Raw genomic sequence first — 16,090 nt, 5'->3', positions numbered from 1 at the left:
TTTATAGCGACTCACCCTTGTGAAGTGAGTCGCTATTCCAATCCTGTAAATTATTTTTAGTCAGCAAACCCTCAACAACGCCATCCACCATATCATTATTTTGGGTTTGTTTAAAAAGCGATTTCGCTTCATCAAACTTCTTTAACTGTAATTTAGTCACCAATAAAGTGTGAGTATAGTATTTATTATTGGGTTCATTCTGATAAATGGGGTCCATCATCTGCTCCGTTTCTGTGAACATTTTGATGGCCTCTTCTGTTTGACCCAGTTGTTGTAAAATACCGCCTATCAATAAGGAGTCCACAGCCAGGTCGTTAGCCGTTGAATAATTATGTTGATCAGCCGCAAAATTTCTGACTGAAATCTCACGACCTAATTTATAGTATTTTAGAGCGGTTTGCAGGTCACCCAATGTTTGATAAATTTCACCGGCGGTGGTGTATGAATAAGCCAACTCTCGCTCAAATTCCTGATTAAACGGCGCTTTTATTTTCAGTGCCCGGCCTTTTTCAATGGCCGTTAACGCCGCTTGTTGGGCTGCTTCGATTTGTTGGTTTTCCATGTAAAAATAACTGAGCTGATTATATAGAATGCGAACATTGTGTTGTTTTTTGATGTCTTCGGGGTCTAATTGAATACTTTTTTCAGCGGCTTCAATGGCTTTTTGGACATCTTTGATGCCCTCCGTTACGATACCAAAATCAAGTTCATACCAGGCTTTCAGTTGATAGCTGTGTGATTCGCTGTAAAGCCACTGGGCGGCATTGTTTTGCCGGTATTTTTCGTCGGTGGCCAATGCAATGGACTGATTAATATGTTGAAGTGCGGCATCCGCATCCGCATATTCCATCAAATGATAAGCCATTTCCAGATGCGCTTCCCATAAATGGGTGGCGTCACTATCCGGTTTTATCGCCATCACCACATGCATGGCATCGATGGCTTGTTGTAAAGCTTGTTGGGTGTTTTGTTGCTGCCCGGCTGAGATAAAAACCTGGGCTTGATGGACCTTTAATTCTGCCAGCAATTGATGATAAGACAAGGCATCATCGCGAATGAATTCAAGGTGTTTTTCAGCCTGCTGATACATGTTTTGGGCTTGTTCTGATTGTTCCAAATAATCAAACACCCGTCCGGCATTCAGATAAGCTTTGGCTGTCTGGTGATGACCGCCTTCATCCAGTGTCAGCGGATCCTGCTGGCCTAAATAAGCGACACTTTTTATCGCCACTTGTTGCAACACGTCAATTCGTCCGATACGCTCTAAATTATTGTACATGTCGTCCAACATAAAATTCATCAACTCATCGCCGGCATTTTTTTCAGCAATGGTCAATTGTTGTAAGTGCTGGGTGTCCCGGGTGTATTTTAAGGCAAAAAACAAGGCCATAAAAATAACCAACAACACACCCAATGAGGCCATCGGATGACGTTGAATCGATTTCAGCAGGATTCGATGTAATTTATGACTGTTAAAACTTAACGGGTAGCCCGATTGCCACAAATTCAGATCAGAACGCACCGCATCGGCAGATTGATAGCGGTTTTCAGGTTTAGTGGCCACCATCCCGGCAATCACTTGCTGTAAATCCCGATCTATACCGGCCCGCTTTAAATCTGCCAGCATGTTATCGCGGCTGTTTTTATGGTTCAGTTGAAAAGACGAGAACCGTTGTACTTTTAATAATAAACAACCCAACAACATACCCAGGCTATATATGTCTGATCGGGCATCCATGGGCAAACCGTTAATCTGCTCCGGTGAACTATAAGCCGGTGTGCCAAAAATCAATTCAGAGGTCTCACCCTGTAAAGAAGCAATGCCAAAATCAAGCAACACCGGGTAAGGCACTTTGTTCTTTTGTTGAATCAGGATATTATTGGGTTTTAAATCTTTGTGCAAAACACCCCGTTTATGAATAAACTGCAAAATCTCACAGACATTCATCAGTAAACTGACCACATCCGCCGTATCCAGGTTATTGTTCACCACATAGTCATCAATGTGCACGCCATCAATATAATCCAGTACCAACCAGGGTTTACCGTCTGCAGACACATTACCATCAAGTATACCCACCACACCGGGATGCTTTAAATCCGCCAACAACTGCATTTCCTGCATAAATTGTTGCTTCAGGGTATCAGGATCGTAGTGACCGGAAATAAATTTAATCACCACGGTCTGACGATAAACACCGTCAATGCGTTCAGCCAGGTAAATATCACTTTGCCCGCCACTGTCTAATTGTTTGATGATTTTGTATTTACTTTGAATTGAGTCATCTAAATCATGCTCAGGCGTAAACGCATAGGTCACCAAATGGGAAACGGCAGTATTTAAGGAGTCAGGTGTGGTGTCCTGGCCCAGGCCTTTGGATTGCAAATAATGAGTTAAATCAATGTCATCATTGGCTTCGAAATCTTCACTGATTTGCTGCCACAAGCGCTCGATGTCATCGCCTGCTTTCATTGCAAGGCAACAGCCAGCATGGCCCTGGCTTTTTTCCAATAACGAAAAACCGTACGTTCACTGATGGCCATGACCTCAGCGATGTCGTTAAAGTCCATATCACCAAAAAATTTATAGGTAAAGACCTGCTCAAGCTGTGGATCAAACGCCTTTAATTTGAGTAACTGTTTTTCCAAATCCAGTAAATAGGACGATTCTTGTAAAACCGGGTTTTCGGTATCGCTTTGATCGTCCACATAGGTCAGAACCTGATTGCGTCTGGCTTCATTTAATAAGATGTGGCGCATGGCCAAAGCAGAATAAGCGAAAAAGTGATTACGGTCATTGAATGTTTTGGCGGTTTTTTGGTTTTTCAACCAGGCTTCGTTGACCAAAGCTGTGGTGTTAATTCCTGTCCCCTTCACTTTGACCCGTTGAGAGCGGGCAATTTTCTTCAAATGCGCATACACCTCAGCAATATCCACCTGTTGTTGTGCCGATAAGTCTGACTGGTCGTTATTTAACAATTGGGTGAGATCGGCTTGGTCCATGACTTTATTTGCGAATTATTTTTAAATAGATTAGCAAATGAAAAAAACAAATACAATCATATTTTTAACGATGACAAGGCATACAAAGAAGATATTTCATTTTTTTGGCAGTTTTAATCCATTTCGGTTGTTTAAACCCATACACACTAACTAAGAGGAAAAAAATATGAACGTATGTAAACTTTTTTTGTTAATCGCTCCGATGGCACTACTCTCAGCTTGCAGCGAAAGTGGTACACCCCGGGAACGGGTCGAGCGTAATCTATCCAAATTGGTCAAAGCCTGTGCCGACAAAGGTGGAGATTACAGTGGTGCGGCCGGCTTGGTGGCCTACTCCGGCTCGGATCGGGATCGAAAATACAAAGACCTGGCTTCGGCCGAAGGTGAAGATCGCAGTTCATTGAATAAAGCTTGTTACAAAATCAGTCAATTGATGAATAAGAAAAACAGCTACACCTTGATGAAATTTGAAGAGGAACCAGAAAGCGAAGGCACTTGGTACGTTCAAACCGTTAAATTTGATGGTGGTACAGCCCAACTGGCATTCCTGGACATCAAAGGCACCATGGCCCTCGGTGACATAGATTGAGCGACATAGACTGAATCATGAAACTGTTCATTCAATTAACCACTCAGCTTATGATTGTACTGAGTGGTTTACTTCTTATGGCCTGTCAGCAAGACAGCAACCCAACAACAACCGAAGCAACATGTATGAAACTAAGCGCCCAACAAGCCGGCACTCAAATTGTCGAGATTTACCGAAAAGCCATGGATGAAACCAACAGGCTAACGAAAAACCAAGCCAAACCGGAGAGCATTGAAGCCGAATTCAATGCATTACTGAAGACATGGCAAACCGAACTGCTGCTCATTGGTCAACATGTCATGGTCATGACTGGTGCTGAACAACAACAAATACAAAGCGCCATCAACAAAGAACATGTGGCAATGCAATACAACGAAACCGCTAAAAAACGTTTTGAAGACTTCTCAAAAAATACCTTCCCCTACCACAAGACCAGCCCGGAACTATATCAGAAATTAAAAGGTATCAACATCATCACCCAGTTCGCATTTTTTGATTTACTCAAAAAACAAAACAAAGATGCGGAAGAAAAATGGGGCGAATGGATGGTGCCGTATGTTTGTGAATAAAAAAACAACCCTTGTATCCACCCGACTCAAAGACGCTGGATACCGGCCTTCGCCGGTAAGGTAGTTACCACTTATGGTCGTTTTTAGTTTTTGCCGATTATTAATCTTAATTTACTGATGGGCTTTAATACTTCAGAACAGACATAAATAACATTTCTTACCGGCGAAGGCCGGTATCCAGTGTCTTAGATTAAATCAACCCCATTAAATAAAATCCAAGTACAAATCATTCCAATACGGATTGTTTTTTTCAATTAAGTTAATCTTCCAAGCTCTTTTCCATTCCTTCATTTGGCTTTCTCGTAACAACGCTGAATCCTTAGACTCATGTAATTCATAATAAACCAGTTTATGCAGATGGTACTTTTTAGTAAAACCATCCACCAATTCATTTTTATGCTCATAAATCCTTCGAATTAAATCATCGGTGGCGCCAATATAAAGCGTTCCGTTTCTTTTATTGGTGAGGATATAAACCGCAGGGTGTTTCATAAATTAAATCATATCACACCATTAAACACCATACCCAAAGACACTGGATGCCGGCCTGCGCCGGCAAGTGTTTTCTTTGAATCATGCACCATACTTTTCTCGCTGTACTGCTTGGAAAAAATAGCGTATAAAAATTTTCTTACCGGCGCAGGCCGGTATCCAGCGTCTTTAGACATGATCCAACACATACCCTTCTCTATCAGCTAACGATGATAGCGTTTCAATAAAACACTGTTAATCTCAATCAATTATCGTTTAATCGGCTTCTTACAGAAAGCAACACCTGATTAATTAAAATAAAAAATTTGGCAGTTTTTTTCATTTTGTTTTGTTTGATTATAAAACAACGAGGAAAACCATGCGAATTATTCTATTAATCCTATTTTTATGTTCGGCTGCATTAAGTCAAGCAGCCATATATATCGTGACATCCACTGCAGATAGTGATGTGTGTAATGCCAGCACTTGCACCTTAAGGGGAGCCATCAACGCAGCGTTGTCTAATTCTGGCGTTGATACCATAAACTTCAACATTCCGGCTGACGCGGTCAATCAAAATTATATGGCAGGCGGTACAGGTCAAGATGCTTATTTTTATTGGTTAATTCAACCGAACACGGAACTGCCTGAATTGAATGAAATCATTTTAGATGGCACCACTGCCGGTAGTTCTGTGGCGGGGAATCCAACGATTGTGATTGATGGCTCTTTGGCAGGGACTGGCACCAACCAAGATCCTATGGATGGATTAACACTGTCAGGTCGAGTGACTGTTAAAGGTGTGGCCATGGTTTATTGGGATGAAGCCGGGTTGCGGATTACCGATGGTTCCACAAACTTAGTCACAAACTCTTGGTTTGGTCTGAACTTGCCTTATGGGCTTGCAGCTGCACCCAATCGGGTTGGTATTCAGTATGACAGTGAAGGAACAGGGAATGCCATCTACGGCACTTTGGGTGGTAGTGGCAATGTTATATCAGGAAACACCCATTACGGCGTTGCAACAACTTCTCAGTCAAAAAATTTGGTGCTTCATGGCAACATGATTGGCACCGATCCCGATGGGCAAATCGCCGTGCCGAATGACAGCATTGGCATCTGGTTAAAAGGCCTAAACCATCGAGTTGGTTCTACCAATATGCCGTTACAACAAAATCTGATTTCGGGCAATTTAATAGGTATGCAGGTCAGTGGCTACCCGGTTGAGGAGATCAGCGGCATTGAAATCAATAATAATATTATTGGTCTTAATCGAAATGCCACTGCTGCGTTACCCAACCGGGATGGCATGTACATACAACGGGGAATCGGCTTTAGCATTATTAACAACACCATTGCCGGCAATGAAAGTTATGGCATTTCAATCACCAATGAACCCAAAGATGTTAACGTTAGCAACAACCGCATCGGCGTTAATTTTCCGGGCACGGGATTTTCAAACGGCACCGCCATTTGGTCATCCGGCGGTGCCGAACGTGTGGTGATTGGCCCTGATAATATCATTGCTAAAAATCGTTACGGAGTACGCGTCACGGGGTACAGCACCGGCCACACACATATTTTACGTAATCAAATATATGAAAACGATTATTTGGGCATAGATTTAGGTGATATGGGCACTGATACCAATGATGCAGGAGACTTGGATGCCGGCCCCAATCGTTTACAAAATTATCCGGATATTCAAGCCGCCCAATACGATACCAGCGGTAACCGCATACAAATCAGTTTTTCAGTCGACAGCCAAATTGGTGCCAGCGATTACCCCATGACTATTGATATTTATGCCGCAGATATTAGCAGTGAAGAAGGCCAGACCTTTTTAGCAAGTACCACCTACACTGCGGCCCAATACCTGTCCGGCACGCCGGTGTTCAGGACCTTGTTCGCTGATGGCCCTGTGGCCGAAGGCGATTTAATCGTCACCACCGCCACAGATGCGGCCGGCCGTACCTCTGAATTTTCACCTTCATTTCAACTGGCCGGCGATGCCGATTTTGCCATCAGTTGTGAGACCACCGCATTCACCACCACCTCGGCCATGACCTGTACCATTGATTGTCAGGCCGATTCCATCAACGGCTGGAGCGAAGAACCGGTGTTAACGTGCGACAACCCGGACAGCCAGTGCGTGTTTTTACCCTCGGACACCATTTCGTTTACGCAAAGCACAGTTCCATTCACTATTAAGCTTGGTCATCAAGCCACATCGCCGGGCCAATACACCACGGAAGTGGCGGCCACAGCCCAACTTCAAGGCGGACCGGTGGTTCGCACCGAATTCCTGGAAATCAAACAATTGGCAGTCAGTGATTACCTATTCAAAGACGGCTTTGATGGCATTGTCTGCCAGTAAAAGCATGTATCGTAGCTTTGTGGTGGGCAAAGCCAACCGTACTTTAACCAACGGAGAAATGTATGATAAACAAAAAATTTGTAACAGCAACCATTCTAATGGGTTTAATGGGTCTAAGCAGTGGTGTGCAAGCCATGCAAAAAGACACCATTTACAGCATGCCCGCTGATGGCGACCATAACCAGTTTTATCTGGCCGATGATGTACAGCCTGAAAAAGGCACCGTGGCCGATGCCGCGCAATGTTCAAAAGCTTGCGAAGCTGCAGATGTCTGTGTGGTGTGGGTTTTTAAACCCGGACGGTTCGGCAGTCCCAATTCATGCAAGCTATCGCCCAAGATGATGCAGGAAAAAGGCATAACAACTCCCTTCTCCGGTGCTGCATCTGGCGTGATTGAATAACGCCTATACATTCTGACTAAAAACGCTGGATGCCGGCCTTCGCCGGCAAGGAATAATGATTTTATTGCTGAAGCCAGAAACACCCGGAACTGTTGTTTGAGTGAACCTCAGGTCGTATCATTTCAGGATAAAACCATAAATAGCAACCTTACCGGCGCAGGCCGGTACCCAGCGTCTTTGGGGATGAGTTTAGCTTCCTTTGATCCTCACCAAAGTAACCACAGTAAAACTCATCACAAAATTAAAAGAATATTTGGCAGTAAACCATCAGCTCGCTTGTTTAAAGGGTTATTACATTAAAAAAAAATGGTGATTTATGAAAAAATTCAGTTTATTGTCGGGCTTGTTGTTACTCAGCATGATGGCTCAAGCCAATCTCATCGTGGTCAACAGCAACCAAGATGCGGCCATTGATGACAACCTATGTACCCTGAGAGAGGCCTTGGCTGCTGCCAACTATGATGTGGCTTATTTTGGTTGTTCTAAGGGTTTGGGAGATGACTTGATTTGGGTATTAATTGGCACCAGCGGTGACAGCATTCAACTCAACTCGACCTTGCCCATTATTGAAGGCGTAGAGATTCAGGGCCCAGGTGCAGATAATTTGGTGCTGTTTCCAGCAGCTGGTTTCGATGGGCATATCTTCCAAATTAACACCACTGATGATATCAAAATACAAGACATGCGCATCGGTGGTGCCAGATCCAGTGCCATTGATGTGGTGAATGTAGGTGAATTAACCATTGAAGACATGCAATTTTTAAATAACACGGCAGCCAGCGATAATAATTATGGTGGCGCCATTCACGCCGATACTCAAGATGGTACGACCCAGTCTATCAACAGCTTAATTATTGAAAACACTTTGTTTCAATCAAATTCAGCAGATTTTGGAGGCGCCATCGCTGCCGGTGGGGCTTATGAATTTATCGTTAATAACAGTATATTCGAATACAATACAGCCACAGAGGATGGGGCTGCAGTTTTACGGAAATATCGTTTGTTTCAAGATATAGATACAATCTTTACTCGTATTAACAACAGCCAATTCGTGAGTAACAACACGGGTAGTGGCTCAACTGTTGCTACATTGCAACAAACTTTAGACATCAATACGTCATTATTTCTCAACAATACAGGTATTGCCACCATTTCTGCAACCAATTCCAGAGGAGCCATAAAAAACTCTATTTTCTCAGCCAGCAATGTGGGTCAATCAATATTGGCAACAGGGATTTCTCAGACTTTAGCCAGTATTGTCAGTGTAAACTACAACACTTTTATTAATTCCTTAGATACCATTGATATAACAGTGAATAATTTTGCTCAAGTTGCAGTACAAGGCAATGCCTTCGCGGGTTCAAATCCGACCAGTTGTATTGAAGTGAACAGTTTTACATTGATAAGTAACGGCTATAACCTTGAAAGTGCCGGTTCCAGTTGTACATCCGACGCAACCGATATGCCCAATACAGATGCCAATTTAATGGCATTAAGTTATTACGATGGCGACAGGTTAGTTGCTCCACCTTTTCCACTCAGCCCTTTGGTTGATGCAGGGGCAAACTGCACTAACGAGGATTACTCAGGTGAAGGTCGTCGCAGAGATGGTGATGGTAATGGCCAAGCCAGATGTGACATAGGTGCGGTTGAAAGGCCCCATGCGCACAGATTATATTTAAGTTTTTCAGGTGATGGTGACGGTGAAATTCAATTACATGATTTTTCTTTGACTTGTGCTGTAGCGGACTCTACCTGTATCTGGCCATTACCAGAAAACCAAACTTATTCATTCACGGCCACGCCTGATGCAGGCAGTACCTTTATTCAATGGGGTTTGGCGTGTTCGGGTGATACGACGTGTGACATTACTATGGATAACTTCAAATTTTTGAATGCTGAATTTGCTCAAGCAGCCAATCCAGTGCAACTGACCATAGTTAAAAACTTAGCCTCCCCCCAACTTGATGTAACCGTAACCAGTTCCCCGGCTGGTATTGTATGTGGGCCAAACTGCAGTGCCGGATTTATCGAAGGCGATCTGGTGACTTTAACCGCGGATGTTGAACCAGGCACTAAGATCGACAGCTGGCAAAACTGCGACATCGTTCTACAAAATGGCCGCCTCTGTAGAGTGGGCTTAACCGCTGACAGAACAGTCACTGTCAACGTTATAGCCGATCCAGATATTATTTTCGCCAATGGTTTTGAGTAAATATTTATTTAAGTAAGCTCTCTCAGAATGGGTCATCAAGGATGTGATCCATTTTATATTCAACGTTATAATTATTCGAATCATAACACTTCGACAAGCTCAGTGGACTTAGTCGCTAAAGTAAATGAATCCATGTATATTGCCAAGCCGGTTGAGCCGCGTCGAAGCCTAATTCAGATTGTGATGCACATGGATAGGCTCAATGAGCTTAGTATCTGATTTAGCAGCACTCCTAAAAGTTGCCATATAAAACTATATTCTCGATTTTTATAACTAATTGGCAGTAAGCATGTTATTGAGCTGTTTACAGGGATATACATCTAAAAATCAGAGGTGACTTATGAAGTATTTAGTTTCAATATTTTATTTAATCGTATTCAGTGGGGTAACCCAGGCCAATGTGATATTCGTTAACAGCACGGCCGATGTGGTGGCTGACGATTCTGACTGTACGTTGCGTGAAGCCCTGGTGGCTGCAAATCAAGACATTGTTTTTAATGGTTGTGCCAAAGGTCTGGGTGATGACTATATTGTGCTTTTTATAGCGAATGATGAAATCTTGATAGAAAGTACACTAAGTATCACCAGCGATGTACATATCGAAGGACCCGATACATTGGCAATAAAACCTGCACCAAGTTTCAATGGTGTATTGATAGAAATTAATACCCTCGATAATGTGATGTTAGAAGGGTTTAGGATTGTGGGCGGTCGATCAGCGGGATTAAAAGTTTCTCTGGTTGATGCCTTAATACTTGAATCGATGCAGTTTGTGGGTAATTCGGGTTTTGGCGCTGTCTATTTTCCGGGACCACAGAATAACTCTGAAGCATTGGTGGTTAATGGCTCAACATTCACCAATAACGTATCAAGTTCAGATGGAGGTGCCATTTCAATCAGAGGTGTCTTAGATGTGATTATAACTGACAGTACTTTCAGTCAAAACACCACCAGTTCTGGAAACTCTAATGGTGGTGCTGTTTATATTTTGTCGGCATTCAATAGTGCCCTTTACTCAGGTCAAGAAGTACACATTATCAATACCGATTTTATAGATAATCAGACCAGTCAAAAAGGCTCTGCCATGTCGGTTATTGGTGATATACCTGTATTGATTGAAAACAGTCGCTTTTCTGGGAATCAAAGTTTAAGTCATCGAACGGTTTTAGAGTTAAGAACTCCTTATTCAACAGATACAAACACCTATTATCCCGCATCAATCACTGCCTCATCATTTACTGCAAATACCGGCAATGCCATAAGCATTATCACCAAGCCAGCCACCATCAGTCGAAATCTGTTTTTAAACAATAAAACATTCAATCTTGATGGGCTCATTGACATCAATGAATCCAACACCCTATTCGAAAACAACATATTTGCTAACAATGTACCTACTAACAATAATGCCGAAACACCTACGATGGTTGTGCTGAATACCAATGAAACCATTCAAGTTCCAATCTTTGAGATAAATTTAAAACAAAACACATTCACTGACAATGAGGGGTTTCTGCTTGGGGGCAGTAGTTTTACCGACAGCACGACCCAAATTAGTATGGCCAACAACCTTTTCAATCAAGCGGCCTTAACAGATGATTGTTTCAAAAGTGATACCAGTTCAACCATTGTTTCTCTGGGTGGTAATGTCCATCACGGCAGTGGTGATTGTGCCCCGGATGTGAATGATTTTTCAGGTGCCAGCATAGGCTTGCTGCCATTGGCGGATTATGGCGGTGTGGTGCATTCAATGCCGTTGAAACCTGACAGCCCGTGGTTGGATCAGTTCAGTTGTACCGGTGATGATTTTTCTGGCGAAGGCCGACCACATGATGGCGATGGTGATGGTGTGGCTTTGTGTGACTTGGGCGCGGTTGAAAGTCCTGATGCACATAAATTAACGCTGAATTTCGCCGGTGATGGCGAAGGTGCGATTGACCTGTTTGCATTGGATGTGGATTGTGGTTCGTCTGAAACAGCTTGTGAATGGGGCATCACCCAGAACCAAACTCACACATTAACCGCTACACCAAACGCCGACAGTACCTTTATCCAATGGGCTGGTGCTTGCAGTGGAGATACCACCTGTGAAGTGACCATGAATACGGCCAAAACAGTCACCGCTGAATTTGCAACAGTGGTTAAGCCCATCCGATTAACCACCAGAAAATTCGCCAATGAACCCGGTTTAAGCGCCACCATCGTCAGTGCACCGGCTGGGATTCATTGTGGTCGAAACTGTTTTGCTGATTTTGTTGAAAATGATGTGGTCAATTTAACTGCTGAACTGGGCGAAGACACTGTGATAGACACCTGGCTGGGTTGTGATGCCATATCAACTAACGGCGTTTGCAAAGTCGTCATGGGTTCAAGCGATCGAACCGTTGACCTGTTTTTAATGCAAGATCCTGACATTATTTTTAAAGATGATTTTGAATAAATCTCAATCGTTCTCTCCGAATGGGTTATCAAGGATGTGACCCATTTTTTTGTAATGAATAAAATAACATGTTATGTATAGACGATTAACTGAGAAAGCTTAGTTTCGATGTGTCTAACAATTAATTAATCACTCAGCCCAAAACACCACACGGATGTCTGCATTCAATATGTCATAAAGCTGTTGTAGGTAATCCAAATCAAAATGGGCGTATTGACAATCCATATCTGACTCAAAGAATTCAAGCAGTTCTTCCAATGACATCCATGATGGCCGGTTTAATGCTTCATCATCAAACTTATTTAATTGCTTTGCTATGATTTTCGTCAGTCCAACACTGAGGTCATCAGGTAAATCTTTTTCACCCGATTGCTGGTAGTAAATTTTGAAGTTGTATTCGCCCCAGGAAGGTGGCGCAAAGTTATAAGGCGGCTCTCTTTCTGCCAGCTCAATGGCTTCAACTAATTGCCAACAGTCATCGCTTTGGTATTCGATAAACGCACAAACAAAAGTACTCATGATTTAATTAAACTCAAGTTTTATACCGGACACCTCACCCTGTTCCGAACCGAGCAACAAAAAATAAATGCCCGCCATTGCTATCAGATTGGCTCTGAATTCATGTGGTTCACCGGGTGTCACCCGATGAACGATAAATCCTTTTATGACTAAATCATCCCGGTCTTGAGGCCTTTGTTTTATGGGTGTATCAACAAACAATTTGGCCATGTCCCAAAAGTCTGTTTCGATGGGACTGTAAATGATCAATTGTCCTTGTTCAACAGTGGCCTGACCTTGCATCACAATTTTTCTGTGGTACTGTAAAATATCGTCAGTTTTGGTTACCTGAAGGCGCATCAGCCCATTCAGGGTATCAATGCGGATAGCGCCCGATACCTTGGGATTCTTGTGAAGATTAAAATGACTGCTGATGTTTTTGCTCACACCATAAGCATTGCCACCGGTTGATTGGGATAAATGCTCGATAAACTCTGCGTTCTTTAAAAAGCTTTCCCTGAGGTATTCAGCTTCGGCTATTTGTAATTCAAGCGGGCCGCTTAACTGACTGATTTTACGGTTTATAGGTGCTGATGGGTCTGACAATGTACCGTCAAAATCGATGGTCTTTAAATTTGGCCACTCAGTTAAAGCCGTCAAGTTATGCAATGGATTGTTCTTTAAGGTGATGCGCTTTACGCTGTTAATCGGCGCAACTGTTTCAAGGTCTTCAATCTGGTTATTTGACAGAGATATAGCCTCCAAAGTCGGGGTGTGGTTATTGTGTGCCCAGTTTGTGAGTTGGTTGTTATCCAAAACCAGTATTTCTAACTGCGGTAGGTCAGCGCGTATGACAAAGTGACTGATTTGGTTGTGGCTTAAATCCAAAAAATTTAACATCGGTGCTTTGTGCGCAATCTCAACCGATGTCAGTTGACTGAAGTTAATTTTAATCGAGGTGAGTTGTGGCAAAGTCAATAAGGGTGCCATTGAAGTCACCGCGCTGTGAACGACTTTGATCTTTTCTAATTGTTGACAGCTTTGGACGCCGTCTAATACTGCCAATTTACTACCTGAAACCCTGAGTGATTTGATTTGGTTTGGGCAGTCAGATAAATCTGCTTTTTTAACGTTGTTGAGCTCCAATGCAGCCAATGCAGGCAACTGTGACAAACCTTTCAAGCTGTTGGCACCCTTGGCTCTGATAGATTGAATGTGTCGATCAGCCACAATCACTGAAAACTCACCGCTGTGACCTTTGGGTGGTTCTGATACTGAAAACGCTTCGGCATTTAAACCGTTATCCATTAACCATAGGGACATCATCGACGCGTCATCTTGAGACAGTTTCTTATCATTGTCCAACCAGCCACTCAACTGGTTGCTTTGTCCGCATGACAATAAATGACCCAATCCAAAAACCATCAGTAGCACCTTACATGATTGTCGCATAAAAACCTCTCTTTAAGACACTAACAAAGCATAACGCTTCACACTGACAGAAAACAATCCGTTTCCTGAATCATTCACGTACTGATAAAAACATGACATTTGAGTCATCGCTCAGTAAAATAGTTATTATGACTAATCAATACTTTTCATTGGATTCAAGACTGCTGGCCGATAGCCATGCCCTCTTCGACTGGCAACATTGTCATTTTAGATTACACAAGAACGCCAGCCTGCCCTGGGTGATTATTATTCCGCGGACCGATGAGATTGAATATTGTGATTTACCGATAGAACGGCAATTGGAAATCAGCCAATTAGGCCGAGTTATTGGTCACTATTTTAAGCAACATCATGGCAGCGAGAAAATCAACTTTGCCGCCATCGGTAATGTGGTGCAGCAGCTTCATGTTCATGTCATTGGTCGAAATCGCAAAGATCCTTTATGGCCGGATGTGGTTTGGGGGCGTGAACTACCTGATAAACCCTATTCTCAAGAAAAGCTTGATGACTTTAAGCTTAAATTACAACAAGCCATTGAGTCACAGCAGAATTAGACTTCTTTCGCGTTTAAGTGTCGGTAATTAATAATCACCACAGCGATGATGATAATGGCCACACCCAACCACTGAATTGCGTTAAGTTCTTCCTGTAATAACCAATTAGCCGAGAGCATGGAAACAGGAATTTCGATGGCGGTGAGAATAGTGCCAAGGCCAATACCGATAATGGGAAAGCCCTTGTTGAACATAATGGGTGGGATCAAGGTACCAAAAAGCGCCAAAAATAAACCAAAAGTGAAGGTTTTAGGGTTGAAAATTTCAGAACTGATGAGATTGAAGTTCCAGAATAATAGCACCGCCAAAACACCGCCCAAAACCATATACTGACTGCGAATGATGTTAGGTAGATGGGTGGCAATGCGGTTGGTGGCAGTCAGTGTTACGGTAAAGGAAACAGCTGCCGCAACACCATAAAATACACCGGTTAAATTGAGCTGATCCAGATTATCAAAGGCATCCACCGCTAAAAAGGTCCCGATTAACACCACCAAAGCACCAATAATTTTTAACGCCTGCGGTTTTTGCCGGCTGATCAACAACTCCACCACCACACCCATCCAGATGGTTTGCATCAAAAGGATAATGGCCACTGAAACCGGCACATATTGAATCGATAGATAATAGAGACTGCTGGTAAAGCCCAAAGAAGAACCAAATAAAATCAAAGACCGCTTATCACCGCGTTGAAAGGCCGGTGGTTTCTTTCGCACAACATGATAAGCCGCCAAGGAAAGCACTAAAAAACCCAAGAGATACTGATAAAAAGTCAGCATCGCCGTGGACAAACCTTGCAAATTAGCGACCTTCACCATGGTCGCCAACAAGCCGTAACTGGCCGCACCAAAAGCAACAAAAAGAATGCCCTTTAATTTATCCATAGAGGTTATCGTCCAATGAATTTGATGTTAATCAGCCAATTGTTGTTGGCATTTTTTGTTAAATAGATAACTGGCGAGAAAACCACAGATACCGCCACAAAAAATATAAAACCAAATTAACGCTGATTTATAAATAAAGTCAAAACCACCCGCAAACACCGCAAGGATTAATATCACATAGATACTTCCAACGACAAACAATAAAAGAGGATGGTTAAGTCGTAAGTGATTCGCTACCAACAACGTAGGAACACCCAATACAGTTGATAAAATCAGACCATAAAATCCAAAAAATAGGCTTATCATGAAATAGGTAGATAGAAAATCAATACTAAAAATATTGATTCCACCACCATCAATAAAACTAAAAATAACAATCCCTATTGGCATGACAAAAGCCAGTAGTACAACCGCTAAAACACAAGCAATAAAGGCATTGCCAACAGCAAATTTACGACTGTTTTGGGTTTCTTGTGAGTGACTAGGCATGTTCGTAGTTTACCAGCAAATAATCCCAATTTTTAAACGACTTATCATTAAGTGCATCGCAAAAGACGCTGGATGCCGGCCTGCGCCGGCAAGTAAATGTTCTGTTTAGGTTGATTGTATTCAGTAAAAAATATTGAAACTCAACTGG

The 16,090-nt window shown here is 42.7% G+C and carries 15 protein-coding genes; 7 read left to right on the top strand and 8 right to left on the bottom strand.

Annotated features, from left to right (window positions below):
- Position 1: 1 nt before the first annotated feature.
- Both OS173_RS00555 and OS173_RS00550 read right to left on the bottom strand, forming a co-directional pair.
- Positions 2-2,473, bottom strand: coding sequence for a serine/threonine-protein kinase (locus OS173_RS00555; protein ID WP_267182322.1), 2,472 nt, complete (start codon positions 2,471-2,473; stop codon positions 2-4).
- A complete protein-coding gene (locus tag OS173_RS00550; RefSeq protein WP_267182321.1) occupies positions 2,470-3,003 on the bottom strand; it encodes a sigma-70 family RNA polymerase sigma factor in 534 nt (177 codons plus the stop codon). The genes OS173_RS00555 and OS173_RS00550 overlap by 4 nt, the downstream gene beginning before the upstream one ends.
- A 166-nt stretch (positions 3,004-3,169) precedes the next feature.
- On the opposite strand from OS173_RS00550, the gene OS173_RS00545 reads away from it, so the two are divergent.
- Together OS173_RS00545 and OS173_RS00540 are read left to right on the top strand one after the other, a co-directional pair.
- Positions 3,170-3,592 (top strand): hypothetical protein, encoded by a 423-nt coding sequence (locus OS173_RS00545; RefSeq protein ID WP_267182320.1) that lies wholly within the window; start codon positions 3,170-3,172, stop codon positions 3,590-3,592.
- A 17-nt stretch (positions 3,593-3,609) separates the two neighbouring features.
- A complete protein-coding gene (locus OS173_RS00540; protein ID WP_267182319.1) occupies positions 3,610-4,161 on the top strand; it encodes a hypothetical protein in 552 nt (183 codons plus the stop codon).
- Positions 4,162-4,365: 204 nt separating this feature from the next.
- On the opposite strand, the gene OS173_RS00535 is transcribed toward OS173_RS00540, so the two are convergent.
- Together OS173_RS00535 and OS173_RS00530 are read right to left on the bottom strand one after the other, a co-directional pair.
- Complete coding sequence (locus OS173_RS00535) at positions 4,366-4,653, bottom strand: GIY-YIG nuclease family protein (protein WP_267182318.1); 288 nt, start codon at positions 4,651-4,653, stop codon at positions 4,366-4,368.
- An 8-nt stretch (positions 4,654-4,661) separates the two neighbouring features.
- A complete protein-coding gene (locus OS173_RS00530; protein WP_267182317.1) occupies positions 4,662-4,829 on the bottom strand; it encodes a hypothetical protein in 168 nt (55 codons plus the stop codon).
- A 182-nt stretch (positions 4,830-5,011) separates the two neighbouring features.
- Between OS173_RS00530 and OS173_RS00525 the strand changes: the two genes are divergently transcribed.
- From OS173_RS00525 to OS173_RS00510, 4 genes are all read left to right on the top strand, one after another.
- Entirely contained in the window at positions 5,012-7,009 is a 1,998-nt protein-coding gene (locus OS173_RS00525) for a right-handed parallel beta-helix repeat-containing protein (protein WP_267182316.1), read from the top strand.
- Between the two features lie 62 nt (positions 7,010-7,071).
- Positions 7,072-7,410: a PAN/Apple domain-containing protein gene (locus OS173_RS00520; protein ID WP_267182315.1), complete on the top strand. Its 339-nt coding sequence runs from the start codon at positions 7,072-7,074 to the stop codon at positions 7,408-7,410.
- A 316-nt stretch (positions 7,411-7,726) separates the two neighbouring features.
- Positions 7,727-9,625 carry an InlB B-repeat-containing protein gene (locus tag OS173_RS00515; protein ID WP_267182314.1) on the top strand — a complete coding sequence of 633 codons (1,899 nt, stop codon included), beginning with the start codon at positions 7,727-7,729 and terminating at the stop codon, positions 9,623-9,625.
- 340 nt (positions 9,626-9,965) lie between these two features.
- Positions 9,966-12,065 (top strand): choice-of-anchor Q domain-containing protein, encoded by a 2,100-nt coding sequence (locus tag OS173_RS00510; RefSeq protein WP_267182313.1) that lies wholly within the window; start codon positions 9,966-9,968, stop codon positions 12,063-12,065.
- 129 nt (positions 12,066-12,194) lie between these two features.
- Here OS173_RS00510 and OS173_RS00505 read toward each other — a convergent pair whose 3' ends face one another.
- Complete coding sequence (locus OS173_RS00505; protein WP_267182312.1) at positions 12,195-12,584, bottom strand: hypothetical protein; 390 nt, start codon at positions 12,582-12,584, stop codon at positions 12,195-12,197.
- 3 nt (positions 12,585-12,587) lie between these two features.
- Positions 12,588-14,015, bottom strand: a complete 1,428-nt coding sequence (locus OS173_RS00500; RefSeq protein WP_267182311.1) for a leucine-rich repeat domain-containing protein — start codon at positions 14,013-14,015, stop codon at positions 12,588-12,590.
- Between the two features lie 128 nt (positions 14,016-14,143).
- Here OS173_RS00500 and OS173_RS00495 point away from each other — a divergent pair, with 128 nt between their 5' ends.
- The gene (locus tag OS173_RS00495) at positions 14,144-14,569 is read left to right on the top strand and encodes an HIT family protein (RefSeq protein ID WP_267182310.1); all 426 of its coding nucleotides are present in this window, start codon (positions 14,144-14,146) and stop codon (positions 14,567-14,569) included.
- Here the strand turns inward: OS173_RS00495 and OS173_RS00490 are convergent.
- Both OS173_RS00490 and OS173_RS00485 read right to left on the bottom strand, forming a co-directional pair.
- Positions 14,566-15,453, bottom strand: a complete 888-nt coding sequence (locus OS173_RS00490) for an EamA family transporter (protein ID WP_267182309.1) — start codon at positions 15,451-15,453, stop codon at positions 14,566-14,568. The two genes, OS173_RS00495 and OS173_RS00490, sit on opposite strands and share 4 nt — an antisense overlap.
- A gap of 27 nt (positions 15,454-15,480) precedes the next feature.
- Positions 15,481-15,942, bottom strand: coding sequence for a hypothetical protein (locus OS173_RS00485; RefSeq protein WP_267182308.1), 462 nt, complete (start codon positions 15,940-15,942; stop codon positions 15,481-15,483).
- Positions 15,943-16,090: the final 148 nt, after the last annotated feature.

The organism is Marinicella gelatinilytica (assembly GCF_026410405.1).
Taxonomy (GTDB): domain Bacteria; phylum Pseudomonadota; class Gammaproteobacteria; order Xanthomonadales; family Marinicellaceae; genus Marinicella; species Marinicella gelatinilytica.
This window is presented reverse-complemented; position numbering and strand designations above follow the sequence as displayed.

Coding starts and splice junctions, on each gene's coding strand:
- OS173_RS00510 (WP_267182313.1), top strand. CDS start 9,966: ATGAAGTATTTAGTTTCAATATTTTATTTAATCGTATTCAGTGGGGTA.
- OS173_RS00555 (WP_267182322.1), bottom strand. CDS start 2,473: ATGAAAGCAGGCGATGACATCGAGCGCTTGTGGCAGCAAATCAGTGAA.
- OS173_RS00490 (WP_267182309.1), bottom strand. CDS start 15,453: ATGGATAAATTAAAGGGCATTCTTTTTGTTGCTTTTGGTGCGGCCAGT.
- OS173_RS00550 (WP_267182321.1), bottom strand. CDS start 3,003: ATGGACCAAGCCGATCTCACCCAATTGTTAAATAACGACCAGTCAGAC.
- OS173_RS00540 (WP_267182319.1), top strand. CDS start 3,610: ATGAAACTGTTCATTCAATTAACCACTCAGCTTATGATTGTACTGAGT.
- OS173_RS00500 (WP_267182311.1), bottom strand. CDS start 14,015: ATGCGACAATCATGTAAGGTGCTACTGATGGTTTTTGGATTGGGTCAT.
- OS173_RS00485 (WP_267182308.1), bottom strand. CDS start 15,942: ATGCCTAGTCACTCACAAGAAACCCAAAACAGTCGTAAATTTGCTGTT.
- OS173_RS00495 (WP_267182310.1), top strand. CDS start 14,144: ATGACTAATCAATACTTTTCATTGGATTCAAGACTGCTGGCCGATAGC.
- OS173_RS00530 (WP_267182317.1), bottom strand. CDS start 4,829: ATGTCTAAAGACGCTGGATACCGGCCTGCGCCGGTAAGAAAATTTTTA.
- OS173_RS00545 (WP_267182320.1), top strand. CDS start 3,170: ATGAACGTATGTAAACTTTTTTTGTTAATCGCTCCGATGGCACTACTC.
- OS173_RS00525 (WP_267182316.1), top strand. CDS start 5,012: ATGCGAATTATTCTATTAATCCTATTTTTATGTTCGGCTGCATTAAGT.
- OS173_RS00505 (WP_267182312.1), bottom strand. CDS start 12,584: ATGAGTACTTTTGTTTGTGCGTTTATCGAATACCAAAGCGATGACTGT.
- OS173_RS00520 (WP_267182315.1), top strand. CDS start 7,072: ATGATAAACAAAAAATTTGTAACAGCAACCATTCTAATGGGTTTAATG.
- OS173_RS00515 (WP_267182314.1), top strand. CDS start 7,727: ATGAAAAAATTCAGTTTATTGTCGGGCTTGTTGTTACTCAGCATGATG.
- OS173_RS00535 (WP_267182318.1), bottom strand. CDS start 4,653: ATGAAACACCCTGCGGTTTATATCCTCACCAATAAAAGAAACGGAACG.